This window comes from Arthrobacter sp. NPDC056691 (assembly GCF_042791415.1).
Taxonomy (GTDB): domain Bacteria; phylum Actinomycetota; class Actinomycetes; order Actinomycetales; family Micrococcaceae; genus Arthrobacter.
Genome location: NZ_JBHTXX010000017.1, coordinates 81,585 through 105,761, shown reverse-complemented (window position 1 = coordinate 105,761; position 24,177 = coordinate 81,585). Strand labels below are relative to the sequence as shown.

The window sequence follows — 24,177 nt, the reverse complement described above, 5'->3', positions numbered from 1 at the left end:
CGGCTGAAGACCGGGAAGATCTCGGACACGATGCCGAAGAACGGCAGCGCGATGATGTACACCTCGGGGTGGCCGAAGAACCAGAACAGGTGCTGCCACAGGACGGCGCCGCCGTTCTCCGGGTCGAAGATGTGGGCACCGAAACGCCGGTCCGCACCGAGGGCGAAGAGGGCTGCGGCCAGCGGCGGGAACGCCATCAGGACCAGGATGGCCGTGACCAGGGTGTTCCAGGTGAAGATCGGCATGCGCCACATGGTCATGCCGGGGGCACGCATGCAGATGATGGTGGTGATGAAGTTGACCGCGCCCAGGATGGTGCCGAAGCCGGACAGCGCCAGGCCGAAGACCCACAGGTCACCGCCCACGCCGGGGCTGAAGGTGGTGTTGGAAAGCGGTGCGTAGGCGAACCAGCCGAAGGATGCAGCACCCTGCGGGGTGATGAAGCCGGAAACGGCGATCGTGGAGCCGAACAGGAAGAACCAGAAGGCCAATGCATTCAGTCGCGGGAACGCGACGTCCGGTGCACCGATCTGGAGCGGCATGATCACGTTCGCAAAGCCGGCAAAAAGCGGTGTGGCGAACATCAGCAGCATGACGGTGCCGTGCATGGTGAACAGCTGGTTGTACTGTTCCTTGGTCTGCAGGATCTGCATACCGGGTTCGAAGAGCTCGGCGCGGATCAGCAGCGCCATCACGCCGCCGAAGCAGAAGAACACGAAGGACGCGATCAGGTACATGTACCCGATGGTCTTGTGGTCGGTGGAGGTGATCCAGTTGACGACGATGCGCCCCTTGGATTTGGGAACTACGGGAGCCTCGAGGATCCCGGGGGTCTGGGTGTAAGTAGCCACTTCGCTTCCCTTACTTCGTTGCGTTCAGGTTCGGGTTGCGGTCGTACTCGTCACCAAGCAGGCCCGTGTTGCCGTCCTGGCGAAGCTGGTTCATGTGAGCCTGGAATTCGGACTCGGAAACAACCTTGACGCGGAACAGCATCTCGGAGTGGTACTCACCGCAGAGCTCGGCGCACTTGCCGTCGTAGGTGCCCTCTTTGGTGGGGGTGAACCGGATGTAGTTGGTCTTGCCCGGGATCATGTCCCGCTTCTGCAGGAACGCGGGAACCCAGAAGGAGTGGATGACGTCGCGCGAGTTCAATTCCAGGTCAACAGACTTGTTGATGGGCAGGTACAGGGTGGGGAGCTTCTCCTTGTCCACTGCCTCACCGGTCAGGTGCGCCTGGACGCCGGCTTCGTGGACGTCTTCGGTGATGACGTCGCCCTTTTTGTAGTTGAAGTCCCATGCCCACTGCTTGCCGCGGACGTCCACTACGACGTCGGCCGGCTGCGAGCGGTCATCGATCGCCTGCTGGTCACGGTCGGTGAAGTAGAAGAACACCAGGACCATGAAGAGCGGGATCGTCAGGTAGAAAACCTCAAGGGGCAGGTTGAAGCTGGTCTGCCGCGGGAAGCCCACGGTGCCCTTGCGGCGGCGGTAGGCAACGAGGCACCAGACGATCAGGCCCCAAGTGATGATGCCCACCACGAGGGCGGCAATCCATGAGTTGACCCAGAGGTCCATGATGCGGTCAGTGTGATTGGTGGTGCCACGCTCGGTGGGCAGCCACCCCTTCTCTACCTCTGGCGAACATCCAGTCAAAACCAACGCGCCGGCAGTTGCCAAGCCAGTGATCGTAGTGATCGTTTTGCGTCGGCTGCCGGTTCGGTTCTGCGAACTCACAGACGGCCCTTCCTACTTGTTGCTGTTGCCAGGGCGGCAAAAAGCTTCCCGGGCACACTAAAAGTTTTACTACTCGGTGTAGAGCTTACCGCTCCCCGCAGGTTTTCGCCCACATGTCCCCACCGTGTGGCGGCGCCGGTTTTCACCGACGCCGCCAAGAGGTTCAGGAAGGGCTTACTTACCCTTTAGTGGAACGAATCACCGCAGGCGCATGAGCCGCCCGCATTCGGGTTGTCGATGGTGAAGCCCTGCTTGGAGATGGTGTCTTCAAAGTCGATGCTGGCACCGCTGAGGTACGGCACGCTCATCTTGTCGACGACGACCTCGACACCGTCGTAGTCGCGTACGGCGTCACCTTCAAGGAGGCGCTCATCGAAGTACAGCTGGTAAATGAGGCCGGAGCAGCCACCCGGCTGCACGGCTACGCGGAGGCGAAGATCGGTGCGGCCTTCCTGCTCCAGGAGGCTGCGGACCTTGCCTGCTGCAACGTCAGTCAGCTGAACCTCGTGGCTCGCCAGTTCCTCACTGGCCGTGCCGGTGGGTTCGGTGCTGTTTTCATTGGTCGTAGTGCTCATTGGCCTACCTTACTAACGACGGTTGTGGCTGCCCCGCTTGCACGGTGCCTGCCCCTACGGAAACGGTACGGGCTATAGCTACATGCTACGTCGATCCGGCGCGGAGCTCTAACTTCAGGCGTAACCCTGCCCGGCCCCTGAATGTTCCCTGCGCGGGCTGCTAGCGGAGGCCCTCTGAGTTCAGCCGCGCCAGCAGTAGCGCCTCGGCGACCACCGCGTTACGGAAGTCCCCCAGGTGCAGCGATTCGTTGGCTGAATGCGCCCGTGAATCGGGGTCCTCCACGCCCGTCACCAGGATCTGAACCTCGGGGTACAGCTCGGTCAGGTCGCTGATGAACGGAATCGAACCGCCAATTCCCATTTCCACGGCGGGCACGCCCCAGGCTTCGCCGAGCGCCCACATGGCCAGGCCGGCAGCTGCGGATCCCGTATCCGTCTGGAAGGCGTTGCCACTCTCCCCCGGCGTGAAGGTCACTTGGGCGCCGAACGGCGCGTGGGTTTCCACGTGCCGGCGCACGGCCTCCATGGCGTCCGCGGGGTCCTGGCCGGGCGCCAGCCTGAGGCTGAACTTGGCGCGGGCGTGGGGCAGCAGGGTGTTGGAGGCAACGCTGACGGCTGGTGCATCAAAGCCGATGATCGACAGTGCCGGCTTGGTCCACAGGCGTGAGGCGATGGTTCCCGTGCCTGCCAGCTTGACGCCGTCGAGCACTGAGGCGTCCGCCCGGTACTCGGCCTCGGTGAGGTCAACTGCGGTTTCGTCCCGGCTCACCAGCCCCGAAATGGCCACGCTGCCGTCGTCGTCGTGGAGAGTGGCGATCAGGCGCGAGAGCAGGGTGGGTGCATCGAGCACGGGCCCGCCGAACATTCCCGAATGCACGGCGTGGTCCAGGACCCGAACCTCGATGGTTCCGTCGACCAGTCCGCGCAGGCTCGTGGTCAGGGCCGGCACGCCGACCTTCCAGTTGCTGGAATCCGCCACGACAATGACGTCGGCGCGGAGCAGTTCGCGGTGCGTTTCGAGGAACGGCCTGAAGGTGGGCGAACCGGCCTCTTCCTCTCCTTCGAAGAACAGGGTGACACCCAGCCCGAATTCGTCACCGAGCACCCGGGTGACGGCGCCGTACGCAGCGACGTGGGCCATGATCCCGGCCTTGTCGTCGGCCGCGCCGCGCCCGTAGAGGCGCCCGTTGCGTTCGACGGCGGTAAACGGCTCGGACTCCCACAGCGCCGGATCGCCGGGCGGCTGGACGTCGTGGTGGGCGTAAAGAAGGATGGTCGGCTTGCCGGGCGCGGCCTCGCGGCGTGCCACGACGGCGGGCCCGCCGGGGGTGCCGTCCTCCTTGTCGCACCGCAGGATCCGGACATCCCCGATGCCCGCCGCGCGCACGAGTTCGGCGACGGCTTCGGCGCTGGCGTCCAGCGGGGCAGGATCAAAGCTGGGCCAGGCGATGCCGGGTAAGGCCACCAGATCCTTCAGCTGTGCAACTGTGGTGTCGAAGGCAGCGTCAACGGCGGCCCGCAGGGCGTCGGTGTCGATGCCGGCCACTGTCCCCCCAAACTGGGCGTCGTACTGTTGCGGGGTCGCCGCAGGCAATGTAGTCATGGCCAAACACTACCTGTGTCACACACCACAACAAACCTCGCCGCCGCGGAGGCGCCGGGCGCCACAGCACCGCACCCCTCGGTGGCCGGGCATGACCTCGGGCACAGCCCACCAAGGTATTCTGTTGTGGTGTTCGGACGTAAAAAGGAAGCGCCAGCGGCGCAGGATGTAGTTGACCAGCAGGCTGCCGAGGCAGCCGCAGTAGCAGGCAAAGGCGCACCCACGCCCAAGCGCAAGGCACAGGAAGCGGCCCGCAGGCGCCCCCTCGTGCCGGAGGACCGCAAAGCCTCCAAGGAAGCGGAGCGTGTTGCCGCCCAGGAGCAGCGCCTGAAGATGCGCCAGGCACTGGACACGGGCGACGAAAGGTTCCTGCCGATCCGTGACAAGGGCCCGCAGAAGCGGTTCGCCCGTGACTACGTGGATGCCCGCTTCAGCCTGGGCGAGTACCTGATGTTCGGCGCCCTGGTGTTCGTCATCATCTCCCTCTTGGTGCCTGCCAGCAGCAACATGATGGTTTACGTGCTCGGCGGCTTCTGGGTGATGTTCCTGGCTGTTTTCGTGGACGTGTTCATCCTGTCCCGCAAGCTCCGCAAGCGCCTCGCCGAAAAATTCGGTGAAGTAGAACGCGGCACCGTCTGGTATGGCTCCATGCGTTCTCTGCAGTTCCGGAAGCTTCGCCTGCCGAAGCCCCTGGTCCGCCGCGGGCAGTACCCGTCCTGATTCCTCGTCCTAGCCTGCGGCACAGCCAGCCAGGGGGTCCCGGACCTAAACACAGCAGCCCGGCGGTGGAACCGCCGGGCTGCTGTGTTTAATCGGGTACTAGCGCTTCCGGGCCAGTTCCCTGTTGATCCGGGCGGCCCAGAACGGCCCCTCGTACAGGAACGCCGTATAGCCCTGGACCAGGGTGGCGCCGGCGTCCAGGCGGTCCTGGACGTCCTGGCCGGTCTCCACGCCGCCCACGGAAATCAGCGTCAGGCGGTCCTGGGTGACAGACTTCAGCCGGCGCAGCACCTCCAGCGAACGGCTCTTCAGCGGAGCCCCCGAGAGGCCTCCGGCGCCGCAGGCCCCCACCTTGTCCGCGGCGGAACTGAGCCCGTCCCGGCCAATGGTGGTGTTCGTGGCGATGATGCCGTCGAGCCCGAGGTCCATCGCCAGCCGGGCGACGTCGTCGATGTCCTCATCGGTGAGGTCGGGTGCGATCTTGACCAGCAGCGGGACGTGCCGGCCTGCTGACTTGTCGGCCTCCTCCCCCACGGCCTTCAGCAGCGGCCGGAGGGTTTCCACGTTCTGCAGGAGCCGCAGGCCCGGCGTGTTCGGCGAGCTGACGTTCACCACGAGGTAGTCCGCCGCCGGGGAAAGGCCGCGGGCACTGACGAGGTAGTCTTCCACGGCATCCTCGAGCTCCACAACCTTGGTCTTGCCGATGTTGACGCCGATCACGGGCCGCACCTTGGCGTGACGCCGCTGCAGTGCGGCCCGGGCGGACTTCAGCCGCGGAGCCACGGCAGAGGCGCCGTCGTTGTTGAATCCCATGCGGTTGATGACGGCCCGGTCCTCAATCAGCCGGAACAGCCGGGGCTTTTCATTGCCGGGCTGGGCCTGGCCGGTGATGGTGCCCACCTCGACGTGGCCGAACCCGAGCTCCGTCAGGGCCTCGATTCCGTGGCCCTCCTTGTCGAAACCGGCGGCCAGCCCGAACGGCGACGGGAAGGTCAGGCCGAGGGCATTCGTCTGAAGCGAGGCCGGCGGAGCCGTAAACCGTTCCAGCACTCGTCCCGCGCCCACGGAATGGACCAGCCGGATTCCTTTGAAACCGATCTTGTGGGCGCGTTCGGCGTCCATCCATGAAAAGGCCAGCCTGAAGAAAGTGGGGTATACGCGCATGCCTCTAGTTTTCCGTCTTCGGCGGTGCAGACCAAACTGGAACGACACAACACCGCCCTGCTGGAACCGGAAAGCCTACGCTGGTGCCATGGAGTGGCAGAGCGACATCCTGGGCCCGGGCTTCGAGTCCTGCGCTTTCGACGCCGCAGGCCCGGACGGCGTCCGCCGCCGGGCGACGCTGGTCCGCTTCACTCCCCCGGACGCTTGGCACGTCCAGCCTGCCGGGCCGCGCCGGGCGGTGCTGTTCCTGCATGGCTGGAGCGACTACTTCTTCAACGTTGAGCTGGCGCGGTTCTGGGACGCGCAGGGCTTCGAGTTCTTCGCCCTGGACATGCACAACCACGGACGCAGCCTGCAGCCAGGCACCCATGGCGGCTACGTCGCAGACCTTGGAAACTACGACGCCGAGATCGGCACCGCGGTGGGCATGATCGCCGGATCCGGCGGTGCAGGACCCGTGCAGTTGGCGCTCATGGGCCATTCCACGGGCGGCCTCGTGGCCGCCCTGTGGGCCAGCCGCAATCCCGGCGCGGTTTCCCAGCTGATCCTGAACAGCCCATGGCTCGAAATGCACGGCAGCGCCCTGGTCCGGCGCGCGGCCTGGACGATGGTGGAGCCGATCGCCCGCCTGCGTCCGGAGGCGGTGCTCAGGCTGCCGGAGCGCGGATTCTACTGGCGGAGCATCAGCAGTGCCGCCGAAGGCGAGTGGACCGTGGACGCTGCCTACCGGCCGCCCATGGCCTTTCCGGTGCGCGCCGCCTGGCTCAGTGCCATCCTTGCCGGACAGGCCAGGGTGGCCCGCGGACTGGGCATCGGGGCGCCCATCCTGGTCCTGCTGTCTGCCGCGAGTGAGAACGGGATGGTATGGAACGAGGAAATGCGCCGGACGGACGCGGTGCTGGACGTCAACACCATCGCCGCCCGAGCCATGTCGCTGGGCAGGAGCGTCACCGTGGAGCGCATCGACGGCGCACTGCACGACGTGTTCCTTTCACGGGCGGTCGTGCGCGCCGACGCATACGGGCGCCTGGCCAGGTGGATCAGGGGTTACGCCGCCTAATCCGGGTGCAGCGTATCCAGTAGCGCGCTTCCAGGGCCCCGGACTGCCGGGGCCTAGAGGGCCCTGGCAGCGTCCACGGCGCCGCCGTACCGGCGGTCCCGGCGGGCGTAGATCTCCACCGCATCCCAGAGGGTCCGGCGGTCGACGTCGGGCCACAGGGTGTCCAGGAAGACGAACTCCGCGTAGGCGGACTGCCACAACATGAAGTTGGACAGCCGCTGCTCACCCGAACTGCGGAGGAAGAGGTCGACGTCGGGCAGGTCCGGCTCGTCAAGGTATTTCTGGATCGTCTTCTCGGTGATGGCGCCGGGCTTGAGCCTTCCGTCGGCCACATCCCGGGCGATGGCGGACACGGCGTCTGCAATTTCCGCCCGGCCGCCGTAGTTCACGCACATGGTCAGCGTGCAGGTGCTGTTTCCGGCGGTGTACTCCTCCGCCTCCTCGAGTTCGCGGATGACCGAACCCCAGAGCCGGGGACGGCGGCCGGACCAGCGGATCCGCACGCCCCAGTCGTCCAGCTGGTTGCGCTGCCTGCGCAGCACCTCCTTGTTGAATCCCATCAGAAACCGGACTTCCTCGGGAGACCGGCGCCAGTTCTCCGTAGAGAAGGCGTACACGCTGACATATTCAATGCCCAGCTCGATGGCGCCGGCCACCACGTCCAGGAGTGCCGGCTCCCCTGCCTTGTGGCCTTCGATGCGGGGCAGGCCGCGCTGGTTGGCCCACCTGCCGTTGCCGTCCATCACAATGGCCACGTGCCGGGGCACAAACTCGGCCGGAATGGAGGGCGGAACCGCGCCCGATTCGTGCGGGTACGGGGCCACCACCGGGGCCGTGCGGCGCCGGGCAGGACTGGTCTTCTTTCCCAAGGACACTGTTAGGTACGCTCCACATGTTTGAGGGATTTCAGGACACGTTCCAGGTGCCACTGCAGATAGCTTGCCACCAGGCCCGCGGATTCCCTGCGGTGCACCGGAAGTGAGGCGTCCGCCGTCGTCCAGTCCCCGGTGAGCAGCGCGCCCAGCAGGGACACCGTTTCAGGGGCGGGCGCTGGAGAGCCCGGCGGGCGGCAGTCGCCGCAGACCATGCCGCCCAGCGGTGCGGAGAAGGCGGTGTGTGGTCCGGTCGCGCCGCAGCGTGCGCAGTCGGTGAAGCTGGGCGCCCAGCCGCCGGTTGACAGGGCCCGCAGCAGGTAGGAATCCAGGATCAGTTCCGGCGCGTGGTCCCCCCGGCTCAGCGACGCCAAAGCGCCGACCAGCAGGTTGTACTGCGCGGTTCCGGCTTCACCGTCGACGTCGGTAAGCTTTTCGGCGGTCTCGGTCATGGCCGCTGCCACCGTGTACCGACCGTAGTCCGCGGCGATGTTGCCCCCGTACACCCCCTTCGCGACCGCCTGCGTCACGATGTCGAGGGTCTTGCCGGACACGAGCTGCAGGTCTGCCACCATGAAGGGCTCCAGGCGGGCACCGAAGCGGCTGGTGGTCCGCCGGATTCCCTTGGCAACCGCCCGGACCTGGCCGTGGTGTTTGGTCAGGAGGGTGATGATGCGGTCCGCCTCGCCCAGCTTGTGGGTGCGCAACACCACCGCGTCATCGCGGTAGCTGCGCGCTGCAAATGATTGGACCACGCTTAATCTTCCCATTGACTCAATGAAAACAGGTGAGCCGCCGAAACAGCTGCGCCGCCGGTACGGACCGGCGGCGCAGCTGTCAGGAAGCTCAGGCCTGGGCGTCCCGGATGGCCCGGTTTACGGCAGAGATGACTGCTTTCAGCGCCGAGGTGCTGGTGTTGGAATCGATGCCGACGCCCCACAGGACACGTTCCCCCACGGCGCATTCGACGTACGCTGCGGCGAGGGCGCTGCCGCCTTCAGACAGGGCGTGCTCGCTGTAGTCCAGCACCCGAACGTCCACGCCGTCCTGGCCGAGGATGTCCAGCAGCGCGGCGATGGGACCGTTGCCGGTGCCGGTGCGGCTGGCGTGGGTGCCGTCGACGCCCAGCGAGGCAAGCAGGGTCATGGCACCGTCCTCGTCGGTTTCGGTTTTCACCGAGCCGAGCGAGTACCGGCCCCACTGGCTTTCCGTCTTGGCGGAGGGCAGGTACTCGTCCTGGAAAACCTGCCAGAGCTGGGCGCCGCTGACTTCGCCGCCCACGGTGTCAGTCTGCTTCTGGATGACGCCGGAGAATTCGATCTGCGCCCGCCGCGGCAGGTCCAGGCTGTGCTCGTTCTTCAGCAGGTAGGCCACGCCGCCCTTGCCGGACTGGGAGTTGACGCGGATCACGGCCTCATAGCTGCGGCCGAGGTCCTTCGGGTCCACCGGCAGGTACGGAACCTGCCAGGTGACGTCGCTGACGTCCTTGCCTGCGGCCGCCGCGTCCTTCTCCAGGGCTTCGAGCCCCTTCTTGATGGCGTCCTGGTGGGACCCGGAGAATGCGGTGAAGACGAGGTCGCCGCCGTAGGGTGCACGCTCCGCAACCGGCAGCTGGTTGCAGTACTCCACGGTGCGCCGGACGTCGTCGATGTCGGAGAAGTCGATCATCGGGTCGACGCCCTGCACGAACATGTTCAGGCCGAGGGTCACCAGGTCCACGTTGCCGGTCCGCTCCCCGTTGCCGAACAGGCAGCCCTCGATGCGGTCGGCGCCGGCCTGGTAGCCCAGCTCGGCTGCGGCCACGCCGGTGCCGCGGTCGTTGTGCGGGTGCAGCGAAAGAATGATGCCTTCGCGCGGGTGCAGGTTGCGGCTCATCCACTCGATGGAGTCCGCGTAAATGTTCGGGGTAGCCATCTCCACGGTGGCCGGCAGGTTGATGATGACCTGACGGTCGGCGGACGCCTCGAACACGTCGGCGACGGCGTTGCAGACGCGGAGGGCGTACTCCAGCTCGGTTCCGGTGAAGGACTCCGGCGAGTACTCGTACGTGATGTGGGTGTCGCCCAGCGTTTCTTCGTACTTCTTGCACAGGCGGGCGCCCTGCAGGGCGATGTCCAGGATGCCGTCCTCGTCCTGGTTGAACACCACGCGGCGCTGCAGGACGGAGGTGGAGTTGTACAGGTGCACGATGGCCTGCTTGGCACCCACCAGGGATTCATAGGTCCGCTCGATGAGGTGTTCGCGGGCCTGGGTCAGCACCTGGATGGTGACGTCATCCGGGATGTGGTTGCCTTCGATCAGCTGGCGGACGAAGTCGAAGTCGGTCTGGGACGCGGAGGGAAAGCCGACCTCGATTTCCTTGTAGCCCATGCGGACCAGCAGGTCGAACATCTTCATCTTGCGGGCCGGGCTCATGGGGTCAATCAGTGCCTGGTTTCCGTCGCGCAGATCCACTGCGCACCAGCGCGGGGCCGTGGTGATTGTTTTATCCGGCCAGGTGCGGTCCGGCAGATCGACCTTGATCTGGTCCTGGAAGGGGATGTAGCGGTGGATCGGCATTCCGGAGGGCTTCTGTGCGTTTCGCATTAATCTGGCCTTTTCTGTGATTCTGAGTGAAAGGGTGGCCGGGCAACACAAACTCCGCGACGAGGGTGGGCCTTGCGCTAGATCGCGTCTGAGGCCTCGCCGCGGCAGCTAAGAAGAAGGAGCTCTGCACGCACCATTTCACAGTAACACGGGTGCGTAAGATGAAGGGGCAACACCTCCAGCAACGTCCACCATGCAGACGCTGCACCGGTGAAAGTGCCGGCCGCAGCCCGTCATCGAAGGAGCTCATGTGCCAATTTCGGGGATCGCCCAGTCAAACATCGACCACAGCGTGAGGCCACAGGACGACCTCTACCAGCATGTGAACGGGGCCTGGCTGAAGGACACCACCATCCCTGACGACCGTCCGCTGGAAGGCACCTTCACTGCCCTTCGCGACGGCTCCGAGCTGGCAGTCCGGGAAATCATCGAGGAAGCCGCTGCCAAGGGGTCCGAGGCGAGCGGCATCGAGCGAAAGATAGGCGACCTGTACAGCAGCTTCATGGATGAGGCCGCCGTGGAGGCGAAGGGCCTGGACCCCATCCGCGGACGCCTGGCCGAGGTCTTCGCCACGGCCAGCATTTCTGAGCTCCTGGCACTGGCCGGCCGGCTCTTCCGCGCCGATGTGTCGGGACTTTTCTACATCTACCCGGCACCCGACGCCGGCAACCCCGACCGCGTTCTCCTGTACACGGGCCAGGGCGGCCTCGGGCTCCCCGACGAGTCCTACTACCGCGAGGAGAAATTCGCCCCGGTGGTGGAGTCCTACCGGGAGTACGTGGGCACCATGTTCGGCCTGGCCGGAGTGGCCGATCCCGAAAACGCCGCGGCCCGGGTGGTGGCACTGGAAACCTCCCTCGCCTCGCACCATTGGGACAAGGTCACGCTCCGCGACCCGCAGAAGACGTACAACCTGAAGTCGGCAGACGAGGCACACCAGCTGTTTCCCCTGCTGGACACGTGGTTTGACGCAGCGGACATCGCCGCGGACAAGCGCCAGGAGATCGTGGTCAGCACGCCTGACTTCTTCGCCGGCGCCGCCGCACTGCTGGCCTCGGAGTCGCTGCCGGTGTGGCAGGAATGGCTTGCCCTGCGGGTCATCAACTCGGCGGCCCCGTATCTCTCATCAGCTTATGTGGACACGAACTTCGCCTTCTACGGCACCACCATCAGCGGCACGCCGCGGAACAAGGACCGCTGGAAGCGGGGCGTCGCCGTCGTCGAGGCCGCACTGGGCGAAGCCGTTGGCCAGATCTACGTTGCCCGGCACTTCCCCGGAGGGCACAAGGCACGCATGCAGACGCTGGTGGGGAACCTGATCGAGGCCTACCGGCAGAGCATTAGCGGCCTGGAATGGATGGGCGAGGACACCAAGGCCGAGGCACTCCGGAAACTGGGGGCGTTCCGGGCAAAGATCGGCTTCCCCGACGAGTGGATCGACTACTCCGCAGTGGTGATCGACCCCGCAGACCTGCTGGGGAACGTCGAACGGGCCCACAACGCCGACGTCGACCGTCATCTCGACGAGGTGGGCAAGCCGGTGGACCACAACAAGTGGCTCATGACGCCGCAGACCGTCAACGCGTACTATCACCCGATGCTGAATGAGGTCGTCTTCCCGGCCGCCATCCTTCAGCCGCCCTTCTTCACCGCCGAAGCGGACGACGCCGTGAACTATGGCGGCATCGGGGCCGTGATCGGACACGAGATCGGCCACGGCTTCGATGACCAGGGCTCCCAGTTCGACGGCACGGGCGAGTTGCGCAACTGGTGGACCGAAGATGACCGCAAGGCCTTTGAAGCCCTGACCGGACGCCTCGTGGAGCAGTTCGACGCGCTGTCCCCGTACGCCGCGCCCGGCCACAACGTCAACGGCAAGCTGACGCTGGGCGAAAACATCGGCGACCTGGGTGGGCTCACCATTGCGCACAAGGCCTACCGCCTCAGCCTCGACGGCCAAGAACCCGAGGTGCTCGACGGGCTGACGGGTGAACAGCGCTTCTTCGCCTCCTGGGCTGCGGGCTGGCGCCAGGTGATCCGAACCGAGGAGGCCATCCGGCGCCTCGCCACGGACCCGCACTCCCCCAACGAGTTCCGTACCAACGCCATTGCCAAGAACCTCGACTCCTTCCACACCGCGTTCGGCGTAACGGAGAAGGACGGCATGTGGATGCCCCCTGCGGAGCGCGTCAGCATCTGGTGAGCGTCTGGTGAGCGCAAAATGCCGGGCCACCCTGTTCGGGGCGGCCCGGCATTTTTTGTCCGGCCTACAGTTGATTGCGGCCTGTAGGCGGATTACTGCTGGACGACCAGCTCCGGGTTTGCCTGCTGGCAAACGGTGTCGCTGGCTGTCTGGTTGACGATGTCCTTGGGCACGGTCGTCTTGCCGAACTTGGTCCCGGACGGGAAGTCGGAGCCGAGGTACAGCTGCACTCCCGCGACGCCGGACGACGGTGCCACCTGGGCGGCCGGAATGCCAAACAGGGCTGCCACATCGGCGGCGACGTCCGCGAACTCGGGCCCGTAGTACACCATGGTCTTTGCCGTGGGGTCGGCCTCCAACTGCCCCACCTGGGTGAAGCCGCCCGCAACAACGGCGTCCACGATTTCCTGGGTCCGGGTGGCCGAGCCGGTTCCGTTGGCCACGGTGATGGGCTGCAGGGCCTTGTCATACGGTGCCGCCGTCGCGGTGGGCTTCGGCGTGGCCTTCGGAGTGGAACTGGCCGAAGGTTTGGGCGTCGCCGACGGTGACGGGGTTTCCTTGCCATCCGGGTCGGTCAGGTCGACATCCTTGCGCAAGGCAGCGAACAGCTGTGAGGCGGCGGGCTGCGCGGCTTCCAACCGGTTGGGATCGCTGGTGGCAGGGACAGTCGGCATCGCCACAAAGGCGACCTTGCCGACGTCGATCGTCTTCAGCCGGTTGGCGATGGTGATCATCGACGGCACGGAGGCCAATCCGTCGTCGACCGTCAGGTTCTTGGTGATGACATCGGCGATGTTCAGCAGCTTCGCCGGGTTGGAGAGGGTGCCGTCATCCTTGATCTTCCGGGTCAGGGAGGACAGGAAGCCCTGCTGGGCCTTGATGCGGCCGAGGTCTCCGCCGTCGCCGAACGCATGGCGGGTGCGGAGGAACGCCAGGGCCTGTTCGCCCTGCACCTGGGAGGTGCCCTTGGGCAGCCGCAGCCGCGAGTCGGGGTCATAGACGGCGTCGCTGATGCACACCGAGACGCCGCCCACGGCGTTCGACAGCTCCTTGACGGCGTTGAAGTCGGCCATCATGAAGTGGTCCACCTCCATGCCGGTCAGCTTGTTGACGGTGTCCACGGCGCAGCCAATGCCGGCCTCTTTCATGGCCTCATTGATCATGATGCCGCTGCGGGACGGGTACTGCTTGCCGGTCTTCTGGTCCGTGCACTTGGGGATGTCCACGAGCAGGTCGCGGGGGAAGCTGATGACATTGACCCGTTTGTTGTCCTCCGAGATGTCCATGAGCATCATGACGTCGGAGTTGCCGTAGCCGGTGGAATCCTCGGTGCTGCCGTAATTGGAGTTCTTGCCGTCGCGCGTGTCAGAGCCCAGGATCAGGATCTGCAGCCGGCCGGTGGCATCGTCCGTGGTGTCGGTGCGGCTGCTGCCGGCACCAAGGGCTGCCGTGGAGATGTTGGACTGCAACCTGAAGTACCAGTAGCCGGCAAAGGCCAGGCCGCCGGCCAGGACCACGGCGACGACGGCGGTGGTCACCTTGAGCCACGTGGGCATGTGGCGGACATTCAGGTGCCGGGCAGCGCCCAGCCGGGAGTCCTCGGCATGCCGGGCAGCTGGCTCGGAACGGGCGGGTGTGCCCGGTCCTTGGGCGCGGTTGTCGCGGCGTCGCACCACAGGGTGTACCTTCCTCGAAAAAATGGGATCCGGCCTATTTTAGTAGCCGTTTCTGGGAAAACGCCGGAAATCCGGCGTTCACGGCCCGGCGGGCAGCCGGAAGCCCCGATTTGCGGGCGCCGGTCCGGCGGGCAAGCGGCAGCGGGTCAGAACCCGAGCTTCACCAGCTGCTTGGGGTCGCGCTGCCAGTCCTTGGCCACCTTGACGTGCAGGTCGAGGTAGATGCGGGTGCCCAGGAGCGCCTCGATGCCCTTGCGGGCATTGGTGCCGACCTCGCGCAGGCGGCTTCCGCCCTTGCCGATGATGATCGCCTTCTGCGACGGACGCTCCACGTAGAGGTTGACGCGGACGTCCAGGAGCGGGTTGTCTTCGGTCCGGCCTTCGCGGGGTACGATTTCCTCCACTACCACGGCCAGTGAGTGCGGCAGCTCGTCGCGCACACCCTCCAGCGCAGCCTCCCGGATGAGTTCGGCCACCATGACTGCCTCCGGCTCATCGGTCAGCTCGCCGTCCGGATAGAGCGGGGGCGACGGCGGCATGTGGCTGATCAGGACGTCCGCCACCGTGCCCACTTGGAACCCGTCCGCGGCCGAGACCGGAACGATGTCCTTCCAGCCGTCCTCGCCCAGCACTTCCCTGCCGAGCTCGGCGACGGCCAGCAGCTGCTCTGTCAGTGCCTGCCGGTCCACCAGGTCTGCCTTCGTAACGAGGGCAATCACCGGCTTGCGCCCTACGGCCGCGAGCTGGGCGGCGATGAACTTGTCACCGGGCCCGATCTTCTCGTTGGCGGGAATGCAGAACCCGATCGCGTCCACCTCTGAGAGTGTGTCGGCGACGAGGTCGTTAAGCCTCTTGCCCAGCAGGGTGCGGGGCCGGTGCAGGCCCGGGGTGTCCACGAGGATCAGCTGGGCGTCCTCGCGGTGGACGATCCCGCGGATGGTATGCCTCGTGGTCTGCGGCTTGGCGGACGTGATGGCCACCTTCTTGCCCACCAGGGCGTTGGTGAGAGTGGATTTGCCCGCGTTGGGCCGGCCCACCAGCACCGAAAATCCGGCATGGTATCCGCCGAACGGTTCGCCGCCGTCGGCCTTATTCTGCTTGCTCACGTGGAACTCCCTGTTGCATTGATTCGGCCTCGTCGAGTAGTTCTTCAAGGTCAGTATTGTTTGGAACGGCCCCTTTCGGCGCGGCCCCCGCAATGATGTGGCTGACGCGGTTCCGGCGGCCCTCGAGCCGCTCGGCGCGCAGCGAAACGCCGTCGACATCCACGGCGCTCCCCACGATCGGGACCCGGCCCAGGGCCTTGGCCAGCAGGCCGCCCACGGTGTCCACCTCGTCGTCCTCCAGTTCGATGCCGAACAGCTCGCCGAGGTCGTCGATCCCCATCCGGGCGCTCACCCGGAATGTTCCGTCGCCCAGATCGACGACGGCGGCGCTTTCCGAGTCGTACTCATCCACGATTTCGCCGACGAGCTCTTCAATCAGGTCCTCGAGCGTTACCAGCCCTGCGGTCCCGCCGTATTCGTCGATGACGATGGCGACGTGCGTGGACTCCTTCTGGAGTTCCCGCAGGAGGTCGCTCACCGGCTTGGAATCCGGCACGTACCGCACCTCCCGGGCCAGCACATCCACCACAGGCGGTTCGGCCTCCGGGTCCATGCCGTGAATCGCGGCGGCCACATCCTTGAGGTAGATGATGCCCAGGATCTGATCTGTGTTTTCCCCGATGACGGGGATCCTGGAATACCCCGACCGCAGGAACAGCGCCATTGCGCTGTGCAGGCTCGAACCGGCGTCGATGGTCAGGATGTCCGTCCGCGGCACCATCACGGCGCGGACCAGGGTGTCGCCGAACTCGAAGACGGACTGGATGAGTTCGGCCTCGTTGTCCTCGATCATGTCCGATTCGGTGGCCCGGTCAACCAGCTCGCGGAACTCCTCCTCGCTGAAGTAGGAGTCGTCACCGTTGGGCGAACCCGGAGCCACGGCGCTGCCCAGCCGGACCAGCCAGGCGGGGATTGGCCCCAGTATCCAGGCCAGGAACCGGACCAGCGACGCCGAATTCCGCGCCACCGCGGCCGGATGCGAGCGGCCAAGCTGGCGCGGCGAGACGCCCACGAGCACAAACCCGAGGACCGCCATGATGCCCGTCGCGGCCAGGCCTGCCAGCCAGACGTTGTCCAGCCAGCTGTAAAGCAGCACAGCCACGGCTACGGCGGAGGCCGATTCGAACCAGATCCGCCAGAAGCGCAGGGCACGCATGTGCGTCATCGGCTGATCCAGGATCCTCCGCAGCGCCGGGCCCTGGCTCCCCTGCAAGGCCTGCTCGGCGTCGTGGCGCGGCAGAAAGCTGAACGCTGCCTCGGCAGCGGTCAGCAGCGCTGCGGCACCGAGAAACGCCAGCGCCATGCAGACAAGGAGCAGGGAGGTCACTGGGTGGTCTCGGCCGGTGCTTCTTTGCCGGTGAATGCCGTCAGCAGTTCGCGCTGCAGGCCGAACATTTCTGCCTTCTCCTCGGGTTCGGCGTGGTCATAGCCGAGCAGGTGGAGGATTCCGTGCGTGGTCAGCAGCAGCATCTCGTCCTGCGTGGAGTGCCCGGCATTGCGGGCCTGCACCTCGGCCACCTGCGGGCAGATTGCGATGTCGCCCAGCATTCCCTGCGGCGTCTGCTTGTCCGGGGTGCCCGGGGTCAGCTCGTCCATGGGCACGGACAGGACGTCCGTGGCGCCAGGCTCATCCATCAGTTCGATATGCAGCTTTTCCATGGCCGGCTCGTCCACCAGCAGGATGGACAGCTCCGCCTGCGGGTGGATGTACAGCTGTTCGAAGATGAAGCGTGCCAACGCCACCAGACGGGCTTCGTCCACCTGGATGCCGGACTCGTTGTTAACTTCGATGCTCATGCGTGCTCTCCCGTCGTTCCCGGGGAACGGAATGCTTGACCCGGTTGCGTTGTGCTTCGTCCCAGATGCCGTAGGCGTTGACGATGTCCCCCACCAGGCGGTGGCGGACGACGTCGGCGGCGTCCAGAACAGAGAAGCTGACGTCGTCGATTCCGGTGAGGATCTCCTCGACAATGCGCAGGCCGGAACGGGTCCCGAACGGAAGGTCCACCTGCGTGACGTCGCCGGTGACCACCATCTTGGAACCGAAGCCCAGACGGGTCAGGAACATCTTCATCTGTTCCGGCGTGGTGTTCTGTGCCTCGTCGAGAATGATGAAGGCGTCGTTCAGCGTCCGGCCCCTCATGTAGGCCAGCGGCGCCACTTCGATGGTGCCGGCCGCCATCAGCCGGGGAATCGACTCGGGGTCCATCATGTCGTGCAGCGCGTCGTACAGCGGCCGCAGATACGGGTCGATCTTGTCGCTGAGGGTGCCCGGAAGGAACCCCAGCCGTTCGCCCGCTTCGACGGCGGGACGGGTGAGGATGATCCGGCTGACTTCCTTCTGCTGCAGGGCCTGAACGGCCTTGGCCACCGCGAGGTAGGTCTTGCCGGTACCGGCCGGACCGATCCCGAAGATCACCGTGTTCGCGTCGATGGCGTCCACGTAGTTCTTCTGGTTCAGCGTCTTGGGCCTGATGGTCTTGCCGCGGCTGGACAGGATGTCGTGCGTCAGCACCTCCACCGGATTCTGCAGCGACTGGCTGCGGAGCAGCGACACCAGCTGCTGGAGAACTGCCGGCGTGATAACGGTGCCGCGGGCCACGAGACCCCTGACCTCGTGGAGCAGCCGCATGATCCGCGGAACATCGGCCGCGGGTCCGTTGATGGAGAGTTCGTTGCCGCGAACGTGGAAACTGACGGCCGGGAACTGGTCCTCGATGAAGCGAAGGGCCTCGTCGTGGCTTCCCAGCGACTGCACCATCTGATCAGAGTTATCGAAGATGACCACCTCCGTCCGGACACCGGGAAGAGTATGGGGGAATTCGCCCGTGGTTCGGTCCCCCGTGTTGAGGCGGCGCTTTCCGTTTGCTGATTCAGTCATGGTGACGGCCCTCGGGCCTTCGGTTCCCTCCAGTTCGGAATATAACTCGTTTGTGTCTTTACATCTTACGCCAGCGCACGCCCCGGCCTGCTGTCCCGGAAGGTCACGGCGGACCGCATTTCTGTAACGCGTTCCCGCCATTAGGTATCAACTTTGTATCGGCCTCATATCGTTCCCGTTGCAGTTCGGCCGCCTGCCCCGAAAGGCGCCCGGCGCTCCAAAGTCTCGTGTAATGCTGGAAAAGGAGCTTGCCGGCAACGGTCCGGCGTGCCCGCACACAACTGCTTATTCGAAGGGATCGCCAGCATCAGTCAGCCAGGAACTCCGGGCCGGAAAGTACCGCGGATGCGCTCCGTGCTGCTGTCCGCGTTGCTTCCGGCTGCCCTGCTGCTGTCAGGGTGCATCGCCGCTCCCGACCCCTCGGTGACCTCCGCGAACTCGCCGACGTCCTCGTCGCGCCGGGCCGCCGGCACGGACGGTGTCCCCACCACCAGCGCACCGCTGGAAACAACGCAGTCGTCCAACAAAGCGCCGGTCTACTGGATCGGGCGGAGCAACAGCAATGTCTTCCTCTACCGCGAGTTCCGCGACGTGCCTGACGATGAGAACCCGATCACCCGGGCCCTGCGCGCCATGATGTCCGAGACGCCATTGGATCCTGACTACTTCACGCCGTGGCAGAACCCCAAGAACCTCGCGACCTCGATCTCGGGCACCAATGTCATCACCGTGGACGTTTCCGCGGATGCCTTCAACAGCAACCTCGACGCGGACATGGCCCAGCGGGCCATCCAGCAGCTGGTGTACACCGCAACGGCGGCCGGTGCCAGCTCCGGGCTGATTGACGCCGGGCAGCAAATCGAAGTAGTCATCCTCGTGGACGGGCACACGGACTATCTGGCGTTCAAGCACGTCAAGCTCGGCGCCCCGACGTCCCGCAGCGCGGGAATGGTGGCGCCGGTGTGGATCATCGATCCGCAGCAAGGCACCGGAGTCGGCGACGGCCGGGTCAAAATCTCCGGGCGAAGCACCGTCCCCAACGGCAAACTCCACTGGCGCATCCTCAAAGTCCAGGACAACGGCGATAAGGAAAGCTACCTGACTGGGGAAGCCAGGGCCTCGGCGGATCCCGCCGCCTCCGGGATCTTCGGGATCACGGTGAATCTGGCGCCCGGGAACTACGAGGTGCGCGTTTCCCAGATCGACGCGGGCAAGCCGGGGGACGAACTCAACGTGGACTCGCGCGGGTTCACGGTTCGGTAGAGATTCAACGTTCGCTAGAGGTTCAGGTCCGCCAGCGGTTCACCGTCCGCCAGCGAACCGGCCCTGGCCAAAACTCAGCGGCCTGACGTTACCAGCGGCCTGACGTTACCAACGGCCTGAGGTTACCAACGGCCCAGGACGTCGCTGGCCACCACGACGCCGGCCGGTCCCGCCGTCGATGACCGCAGCACGTGCGGTCCCAACAGTGCCGTAACCGCCCCGGCGCTGCACAGCCGGGTGACCTCGCGGGCACTGATGCCCCCTTCGGGACCAACGATGAGGAGAATCTCGCCGGGGCCGGACGCCTCCTGACGCTCCCCGGACCATTTGCCGAGGACCCGCCGCAGCGGCGTGACGGCGTCTTCGTGCAGGATCACGGCAAGGCCGGCCTCCGCCACTTCCCTGGCCAGCGCCTGGGTATCGACGGCGGGACGCACCTCCGGGATCCAGGCGCGGCGGGCCTGCTTGGCCGCCGCCGTCACGGCGGACTGCCATTTCCCGTGCGCCTTGGCTGCCCGGTCACCCTTCCACCGGACGATGGAGCGTTCCGACTGCCAGGGAATCACGGCGTCGATGCCCAGTTCGGTGGCGGTCTCGATCGCCAGCTCGTCCCGGTCCCCCTTGGCGAGGGCCTGCACGAGGACCAGGCGGACGTCGGGCCGGGGTTCCACGCTCACGGAGGTGCATTCGACCGTCAACTGGGCGGGAGCGGCACCAGTCACGGTTCCGGTGATACGCCTGCCCGCGCCGTCGGCGATGTCCACCTGTTCGCCCACCGCCAGACGCTTGACTGTGACCGCGTGCCGGGCCTCCGCGCCGTCGAGGACGAACAGCGAACCGGGAGCGGTGCCGTCCAGCGCGCCGGCAGGGGTGAAGAATACGGCGTTGCTCACCGCTACAGGTTACCGAGGCGGTCCCGCAGCTTGGCGAAAACGCCGCCGCTGGCCGCCAGCTTGCCCTCGGAGAACTGCTCGCCGCGGAGCTTGGCCAACTGCCGGAGCAGGTCTTCCTGGGCGGGGTCGAGCTTGGACGGCGTTTCCACCTGCAGGTGGACCCTGAGGTCACCGCGGCCATAGCCCCGCAGATGGGTAACTCCCAGGCCGCGGAGGGTGATGATCTCGCCGGACTGGGTGCCCGCCTTAACGTCGATCTCCTGCTTGCCGTCGAACGTTTCCAGGCTCAGTTCGGTGCCGAGGGCGGCGGCCGTCATGGGAATGTTCAAAGTCGCGTGGAGGTCGTCGCCCTCGCGGATGTAGGTGGAGTCGTTGTTGACCCGGATTTCCACATAAAGGTCGCCGGAGGGGCCGCCTGCGGGGCCCGCCTCGCCCTGCCCGGAGAGCTGGATCCGGGTTCCGGTGGCCACGCCGGCCGGCACCTTGATGGTCAGGGAGCGGCGGCTGCGGATACGGCCCTGGCCGCTGCACTCGTTGCAGGGGTCCTTGATGACCGTCCCGAAGCCCTCGCAGGAACCGCACGGCGCGGCGGTCATGACCTGGCCGAGGATGGAACGGACCGCCCGCTGCACCTGGCCGCTGCCGCCGCAGATATCGCAGCGTTCCGGGTGGCTACCCTCGCGGCAGCACGAGCCTTCACACGTGGGGCAGGTGACGGCTGTGTCCACTTCCAGCTTCTTGTTGACGCCGAAGACGGCATCGCGCAGGTCGATCCGGACGCTGATCAGCGCGTCCTGCCCACGGCGGACGCGGGACGCGGGCCCGGATGTTCCGCCCGCGCCGAAGAAGGTGTCAAAGATGTCCTGGAACGCGAAGCCCTGGCCGGCGTAGCCGCCGCCGAAGCCGTTGTCGGTGCCGTTCTCATTGCCGGTGGTGTCGTAGATCCTGCGCTTCTGCGGATCGGACAGCACCTCGTAGGCGTGGGTGACGGCCTTGAAGCGTTCGGCGGCGTCTTCCCCGGGGTTGACATCCGGGTGGAGGGAGCGGGCCAGCTTGCGGTAGGCCTTTTTGATCTCCTCGCCGGTGGCTTCAGCGGAGACTCCAAGAACGTCGTAGTGGCTGCTCAAAGTTCGTATCTCTTCCTGGTTGTACTGCCTGTGGTCAGAGGATGTCCGGGTCGTGCGGTCACGGGCCCAGAATCCTCGAAAGGTAGCGGGCCACCGCGCGCACGGCGGCCATGGTGGTGGGATAGTCCATCCGGGTGGGGCCAAGGATGCCCACCTTGGCGCTGGCGTCGGGGCCGTAGCCGGTGGCCACCACCGATGCCTCGGCCAGACCGTCGTAGGGGTTTTCCCGGCCGATGCTCACGGCCACGCCCCGCGGGTCCTGGGCCATGTCGCTCAGGAGCCGCAGCATCACCACCTGCTCCTCGAGGGCCTCCAGAACAGGTCCGATGCTGAGCGGAAAGTCCACGTTGGAGCGCGCGAGGTTGGCCGTTCCCGCGAGGACCATACGGTCTTCCCGGCTGTTGTGCGCCAGGCCCTCCAGCCCCTTGCCGAGGGCCATGGCAATGGGGCGCTCGGCGTGCGTGCAGCCGGCCACGACGGCGGCCAGGTGCTGGGGCAGGATGGCCACCGGCGTTCCGGCCACACCGGTCAGGAACCGGGTGCGGAGTGCGGCGAGCGTGTCGTCTGACAGGTCCTGTCCGGCGTCGACCACTCGCTGGTCAACCTTGCCGGAGTCGGCGATCAGCACGATCAGCACCTTCCGCGGCGCCAGCAGCACAAATTCAATGTGCCGCACCACGGCGCGGCTCAGGTGCGGGTACTGCACGACGGCGACCTGGTTGGTCAACTGGGACAGGAGCCGCGCCGTCCGGTCCAGGACGTCGTCAAGGTCCTCTGACCCCTCGAGGAGGGTCTGGATGGCGCGCTTCTCCGCCGGGGACAACGGCTTGACGGCTGAAATCTGGTCGACGAACAGACGGTAACCCTTGTCCGTCGGAATCCTGCCCGCGCTGGTGTGCGGGGCAGTGATAAGGCCCTCGTCCTCAAGGGCCGCCATGTCGTTGCGGATGGTGGCGCTGGATACGCCCAGATGGTGCCGTTCCACCAGGGCCTTGGAGCCGACAGGTTCGCGGGAATGGACATAGTCCTCCACGATGGCGCGCAGCACCTCAAGCTTCCGTGGTTCGCTCACAGTCCACCTCCTTTTGGCCTTGACCGCGCCGGGCGTTGATCCTGCCCGTAAACGCTGTGGTTAGCACTCGACATGCCTAAGTGCTAACAAGTCTAATATGAGTCGCCGCGTTGTTAGCATTGGTACCGCTCCGGGCGAAATTCCGGGCGCCTGTCCCCCGGCGGTATGCCCGCGGCCGGAGCGGCTCCCTCCTAGTGCAGAGCGGTGAACGAAATGCAGTACCAGACCTGGGGCCCGCAGGAGATCGCAGCGCCCGCCAAGAACAGCCTGCCTGAGGTTCCTGTGGAGCGCGGCATGGTGCTCGAGGACGTCCAGTCCGGCTGGGTGGGTGCGGTGACCCGGGTGGAGAAGTCCGGCGGCATGCACGTGGTGGCGCTTGAGGACCGCCGCGGAAAGTCCCGGTCCTTCAAGCTGGGTTTCGGATTCCTTTTGGAAGGTCAGCCGGTACGCCTGATGCCGCCGGCGCCCAAAGCGAAGCCCGCAGGGCCGGGCACGACCGGCCGGACGGCGTCGGGTTCGGTGCGGGTGGAAGGGCAGCGCGCACAGGTGGCCAAGGCCAGCCGGATCTGGGTCGAAGGCAAGCATGACGCCGAACTCGTGGAAAAAGTCTGGGGCGACGATCTCCGGGTGGAGGGCATCGTCGTCGAACCCCTGCACGGCATCGATGACCTGGCGGCGGCCGTTGCCTCGTTCCGCCCCGGACCCGGCCGCCGGCTGGGCGTCCTGGTGGACCACCTGGTTCCCGACTCCAAGGAGTCGAGGATCGCCGACGCCGTCATGTCGTCCCCCGGCGCCGCCGGGAACGTGCTGATCGTGGGCCACCCGTACGTCGACGTCTGGCAGGCGATCCGGCCGTCGGTGCTGGGCATTCCGCAGTGGCCGGTGGTGCCGCGCGGCACGGACTGGAAAACCGGCATCCTCGCCGCCTTCGGCTGGCCGCACGCGACCAAGGAGGACATCGGCCTCGGCTGGCAGAAACTCCTGGGCGCCGTGCGCACCTACGCTGACCTTGAGCCGGCCCTGCTGGGCCGGGTGGAAGAGGTCATCGATTTCCTAACAGTTCCATAGCTACTGCCCCGCGATTGGGCGTTGAGCCCGCGATTGCCCTGACGGCCCGGTATCCTTGGTAGGGCGTCACCGCACTGCGGCCCGGGCGCCGTATCAAAGCACTATCGCACCAACGCAAGCTAAAGGAAGACACCGTGGCAGAAGACGCTCGCGACCGCAGGGACACACAGTCCGGCCAGGACCTGCCCCAGTACCATGGCGTTCCGGCCAACGCGCTTCCGCTGACCGCCGGCGAGGACCGGCAGTGGGCCACGCTGGCTCACTTCGGCGGCATCCTCGGCTGTGTTCCGGCCCTGCTGATCTACCTCATCTTCCGCGACCGCGGCCCGTTCACCGCGCAGGAGTCCAAAGAGGCCCTCAACTTCACCCTGCCGCCGACGATTGCGGCCTTCGTGGCCAACCTGCTGGTGCTGCTTCCCGTCGTCGGCAATCTGTTCGCCGTCGTGGCCACGCTCATCTGGATTGCGCTGACCTGCTTCGCGGTGTCCGCGGGCGTCCACGTCAACAAGGGCCAGCCGCACCGGTACCAGTACAACCTCCGCTGGATCAAGTAGCCTGCAGCTCTTGTTTCGGC

At 66.1% G+C, this 24,177-nt stretch carries 22 protein-coding genes; 6 read left to right on the top strand and 16 right to left on the bottom strand.

Features of this window, described 5'->3' with window-relative positions; translation table 11 throughout:
* The 4 genes from ACFRAU_RS14905 to ACFRAU_RS14890 form a co-directional block, all read right to left on the bottom strand.
* A partial coding sequence (locus ACFRAU_RS14905) for a cbb3-type cytochrome c oxidase subunit I (RefSeq protein ID WP_378000485.1) occupies nucleotides 1–851 on the bottom strand: 851 nt, incomplete at its 3' end.
* A 10-nt stretch (nucleotides 852–861) separates the two neighbouring features.
* Nucleotides 862–1,734 carry a cytochrome c oxidase subunit II gene (coxB, locus tag ACFRAU_RS14900; RefSeq protein WP_377994213.1) on the bottom strand — a complete coding sequence of 291 codons (873 nt, stop codon included), beginning with the start codon at nucleotides 1,732–1,734 and terminating at the stop codon, nucleotides 862–864.
* 185 nt (nucleotides 1,735–1,919) lie between these two features.
* A complete protein-coding gene (locus ACFRAU_RS14895) occupies nucleotides 1,920–2,309 on the bottom strand; it encodes an iron-sulfur cluster assembly accessory protein (RefSeq protein WP_306923786.1) in 390 nt (129 codons plus the stop codon).
* Nucleotides 2,310–2,469: 160 nt separating this feature from the next.
* The gene (locus ACFRAU_RS14890; RefSeq protein WP_377994214.1) at nucleotides 2,470–3,912 is read right to left on the bottom strand and encodes a dipeptidase; all 1,443 of its coding nucleotides are present in this window, start codon (nucleotides 3,910–3,912) and stop codon (nucleotides 2,470–2,472) included.
* A 129-nt stretch (nucleotides 3,913–4,041) separates the two neighbouring features.
* On the opposite strand from ACFRAU_RS14890, the gene ACFRAU_RS14885 reads away from it, so the two are divergent.
* Nucleotides 4,042–4,632, top strand: a complete 591-nt coding sequence (locus ACFRAU_RS14885) for a DUF3043 domain-containing protein (RefSeq protein ID WP_377994323.1) — start codon at nucleotides 4,042–4,044, stop codon at nucleotides 4,630–4,632.
* Between the two features lie 99 nt (nucleotides 4,633–4,731).
* On the opposite strand, the gene ACFRAU_RS14880 is transcribed toward ACFRAU_RS14885, so the two are convergent.
* The gene (locus ACFRAU_RS14880) at nucleotides 4,732–5,796 is read right to left on the bottom strand and encodes a quinone-dependent dihydroorotate dehydrogenase (RefSeq protein WP_377994215.1); all 1,065 of its coding nucleotides are present in this window, start codon (nucleotides 5,794–5,796) and stop codon (nucleotides 4,732–4,734) included.
* A gap of 88 nt (nucleotides 5,797–5,884) precedes the next feature.
* On the opposite strand from ACFRAU_RS14880, the gene ACFRAU_RS14875 reads away from it, so the two are divergent.
* On the top strand, nucleotides 5,885–6,856 hold the full coding sequence (locus tag ACFRAU_RS14875; protein WP_377994216.1) for an alpha/beta hydrolase: 972 nt from the start codon (nucleotides 5,885–5,887) through the stop codon (nucleotides 6,854–6,856).
* A 53-nt stretch (nucleotides 6,857–6,909) separates the two neighbouring features.
* Here the strand turns inward: ACFRAU_RS14875 and ACFRAU_RS14870 are convergent, their stop codons facing one another.
* The 3 genes from ACFRAU_RS14870 to leuA all read right to left on the bottom strand — a co-directional run bounded on the left by ACFRAU_RS14870 (nucleotide 6,910) and on the right by leuA (nucleotide 10,314).
* Entirely contained in the window at nucleotides 6,910–7,731 is an 822-nt protein-coding gene (locus tag ACFRAU_RS14870) for an isoprenyl transferase (RefSeq protein ID WP_377994217.1), read from the bottom strand.
* A gap of 2 nt (nucleotides 7,732–7,733) precedes the next feature.
* Complete coding sequence (gene recO / locus ACFRAU_RS14865) at nucleotides 7,734–8,498, bottom strand: DNA repair protein RecO (RefSeq protein ID WP_377994218.1); 765 nt, start codon at nucleotides 8,496–8,498, stop codon at nucleotides 7,734–7,736.
* 76 nt (nucleotides 8,499–8,574) lie between these two features.
* Nucleotides 8,575–10,314 carry a 2-isopropylmalate synthase gene (gene leuA, locus ACFRAU_RS14860; RefSeq protein WP_377994219.1) on the bottom strand — a complete coding sequence of 580 codons (1,740 nt, stop codon included), beginning with the start codon at nucleotides 10,312–10,314 and terminating at the stop codon, nucleotides 8,575–8,577.
* A gap of 250 nt (nucleotides 10,315–10,564) precedes the next feature.
* On the opposite strand from leuA, the gene ACFRAU_RS14855 reads away from it, so the two are divergent.
* The gene (locus ACFRAU_RS14855; RefSeq protein ID WP_377994220.1) at nucleotides 10,565–12,517 is read left to right on the top strand and encodes a M13 family metallopeptidase; all 1,953 of its coding nucleotides are present in this window, start codon (nucleotides 10,565–10,567) and stop codon (nucleotides 12,515–12,517) included.
* 92 nt (nucleotides 12,518–12,609) lie between these two features.
* Here ACFRAU_RS14855 and ACFRAU_RS14850 read toward each other — a convergent pair whose 3' ends face one another.
* The 5 genes from ACFRAU_RS14850 to ACFRAU_RS14830 form a co-directional block, all read right to left on the bottom strand.
* The gene (locus ACFRAU_RS14850) at nucleotides 12,610–14,193 is read right to left on the bottom strand and encodes an LCP family protein (RefSeq protein ID WP_377994221.1); all 1,584 of its coding nucleotides are present in this window, start codon (nucleotides 14,191–14,193) and stop codon (nucleotides 12,610–12,612) included.
* A gap of 146 nt (nucleotides 14,194–14,339) precedes the next feature.
* Nucleotides 14,340–15,299 carry a GTPase Era gene (era, locus tag ACFRAU_RS14845; protein WP_331569399.1) on the bottom strand — a complete coding sequence of 320 codons (960 nt, stop codon included), beginning with the start codon at nucleotides 15,297–15,299 and terminating at the stop codon, nucleotides 14,340–14,342.
* A complete protein-coding gene (locus tag ACFRAU_RS14840; RefSeq protein WP_377994222.1) occupies nucleotides 15,283–16,626 on the bottom strand; it encodes a hemolysin family protein in 1,344 nt (447 codons plus the stop codon). Before ACFRAU_RS14840 ends, era begins: the two co-directional genes overlap by 17 nt.
* Nucleotides 16,623–17,096, bottom strand: a complete 474-nt coding sequence (gene ybeY / locus ACFRAU_RS14835) for an rRNA maturation RNase YbeY (protein ID WP_377994223.1) — start codon at nucleotides 17,094–17,096, stop codon at nucleotides 16,623–16,625. The genes ACFRAU_RS14840 and ybeY overlap by 4 nt, the downstream gene beginning before the upstream one ends.
* Nucleotides 17,080–18,180 carry a PhoH family protein gene (locus ACFRAU_RS14830; RefSeq protein ID WP_377994224.1) on the bottom strand — a complete coding sequence of 367 codons (1,101 nt, stop codon included), beginning with the start codon at nucleotides 18,178–18,180 and terminating at the stop codon, nucleotides 17,080–17,082. The genes ybeY and ACFRAU_RS14830 overlap by 17 nt, the downstream gene beginning before the upstream one ends.
* Nucleotides 18,181–18,525: 345 nt before the next feature.
* On the opposite strand from ACFRAU_RS14830, the gene ACFRAU_RS14825 reads away from it, so the two are divergent.
* Nucleotides 18,526–19,443, top strand: a complete 918-nt coding sequence (locus tag ACFRAU_RS14825) for a GerMN domain-containing protein (protein ID WP_377994225.1) — start codon at nucleotides 18,526–18,528, stop codon at nucleotides 19,441–19,443.
* Between the two features lie 122 nt (nucleotides 19,444–19,565).
* On the opposite strand, the gene ACFRAU_RS14820 is transcribed toward ACFRAU_RS14825, so the two are convergent.
* The 3 genes from ACFRAU_RS14820 to hrcA are packed head-to-tail and all read right to left on the bottom strand — an operon-like array spanning nucleotide 19,566 to nucleotide 22,535.
* Complete coding sequence (locus ACFRAU_RS14820; RefSeq protein ID WP_378000484.1) at nucleotides 19,566–20,336, bottom strand: 16S rRNA (uracil(1498)-N(3))-methyltransferase; 771 nt, start codon at nucleotides 20,334–20,336, stop codon at nucleotides 19,566–19,568.
* Nucleotides 20,337–20,338: 2 nt separating this feature from the next.
* On the bottom strand, nucleotides 20,339–21,463 hold the full coding sequence (dnaJ, locus tag ACFRAU_RS14815; RefSeq protein WP_377994227.1) for a molecular chaperone DnaJ: 1,125 nt from the start codon (nucleotides 21,461–21,463) through the stop codon (nucleotides 20,339–20,341).
* A gap of 58 nt (nucleotides 21,464–21,521) precedes the next feature.
* On the bottom strand, nucleotides 21,522–22,535 hold the full coding sequence (gene hrcA, locus ACFRAU_RS14810; RefSeq protein WP_377994228.1) for a heat-inducible transcriptional repressor HrcA: 1,014 nt from the start codon (nucleotides 22,533–22,535) through the stop codon (nucleotides 21,522–21,524).
* 213 nt (nucleotides 22,536–22,748) lie between these two features.
* On the opposite strand from hrcA, the gene ACFRAU_RS14805 reads away from it, so the two are divergent.
* Nucleotides 22,749–23,603 carry a DUF3097 domain-containing protein gene (locus tag ACFRAU_RS14805; RefSeq protein ID WP_377994229.1) on the top strand — a complete coding sequence of 285 codons (855 nt, stop codon included), beginning with the start codon at nucleotides 22,749–22,751 and terminating at the stop codon, nucleotides 23,601–23,603.
* A 134-nt stretch (nucleotides 23,604–23,737) separates the two neighbouring features.
* The gene (locus ACFRAU_RS14800; RefSeq protein WP_377994230.1) at nucleotides 23,738–24,157 is read left to right on the top strand and encodes a DUF4870 domain-containing protein; all 420 of its coding nucleotides are present in this window, start codon (nucleotides 23,738–23,740) and stop codon (nucleotides 24,155–24,157) included.
* Nucleotides 24,158–24,177: the final 20 nt, after the last annotated feature.

Bases quoted from the DNA above. Each gene is read 5' to 3' on its own strand.
- ACFRAU_RS14895 (WP_306923786.1), bottom strand. From the start codon at position 2,309: ATGAGCACTACGACCAATGAAAACAGCACCGAACCCACCGGCACGGCC.
- ACFRAU_RS14890 (WP_377994214.1), bottom strand. From the start codon at position 3,912: ATGACTACATTGCCTGCGGCGACCCCGCAACAGTACGACGCCCAGTTT.
- ACFRAU_RS14880 (WP_377994215.1), bottom strand. From the start codon at position 5,796: ATGCGCGTATACCCCACTTTCTTCAGGCTGGCCTTTTCATGGATGGAC.
- ACFRAU_RS14875 (WP_377994216.1), top strand. From the start codon at position 5,885: ATGGAGTGGCAGAGCGACATCCTGGGCCCGGGCTTCGAGTCCTGCGCT.
- recO (WP_377994218.1), bottom strand. From the start codon at position 8,498: ATGGGAAGATTAAGCGTGGTCCAATCATTTGCAGCGCGCAGCTACCGC.
- leuA (WP_377994219.1), bottom strand. From the start codon at position 10,314: ATGCGAAACGCACAGAAGCCCTCCGGAATGCCGATCCACCGCTACATC.
- ybeY (WP_377994223.1), bottom strand. From the start codon at position 17,096: ATGAGCATCGAAGTTAACAACGAGTCCGGCATCCAGGTGGACGAAGCC.
- ACFRAU_RS14830 (WP_377994224.1), bottom strand. From the start codon at position 18,180: ATGACTGAATCAGCAAACGGAAAGCGCCGCCTCAACACGGGGGACCGA.
- ACFRAU_RS14825 (WP_377994225.1), top strand. From the start codon at position 18,526: ATGCGCTCCGTGCTGCTGTCCGCGTTGCTTCCGGCTGCCCTGCTGCTG.
- ACFRAU_RS14805 (WP_377994229.1), top strand. From the start codon at position 22,749: ATGCAGTACCAGACCTGGGGCCCGCAGGAGATCGCAGCGCCCGCCAAG.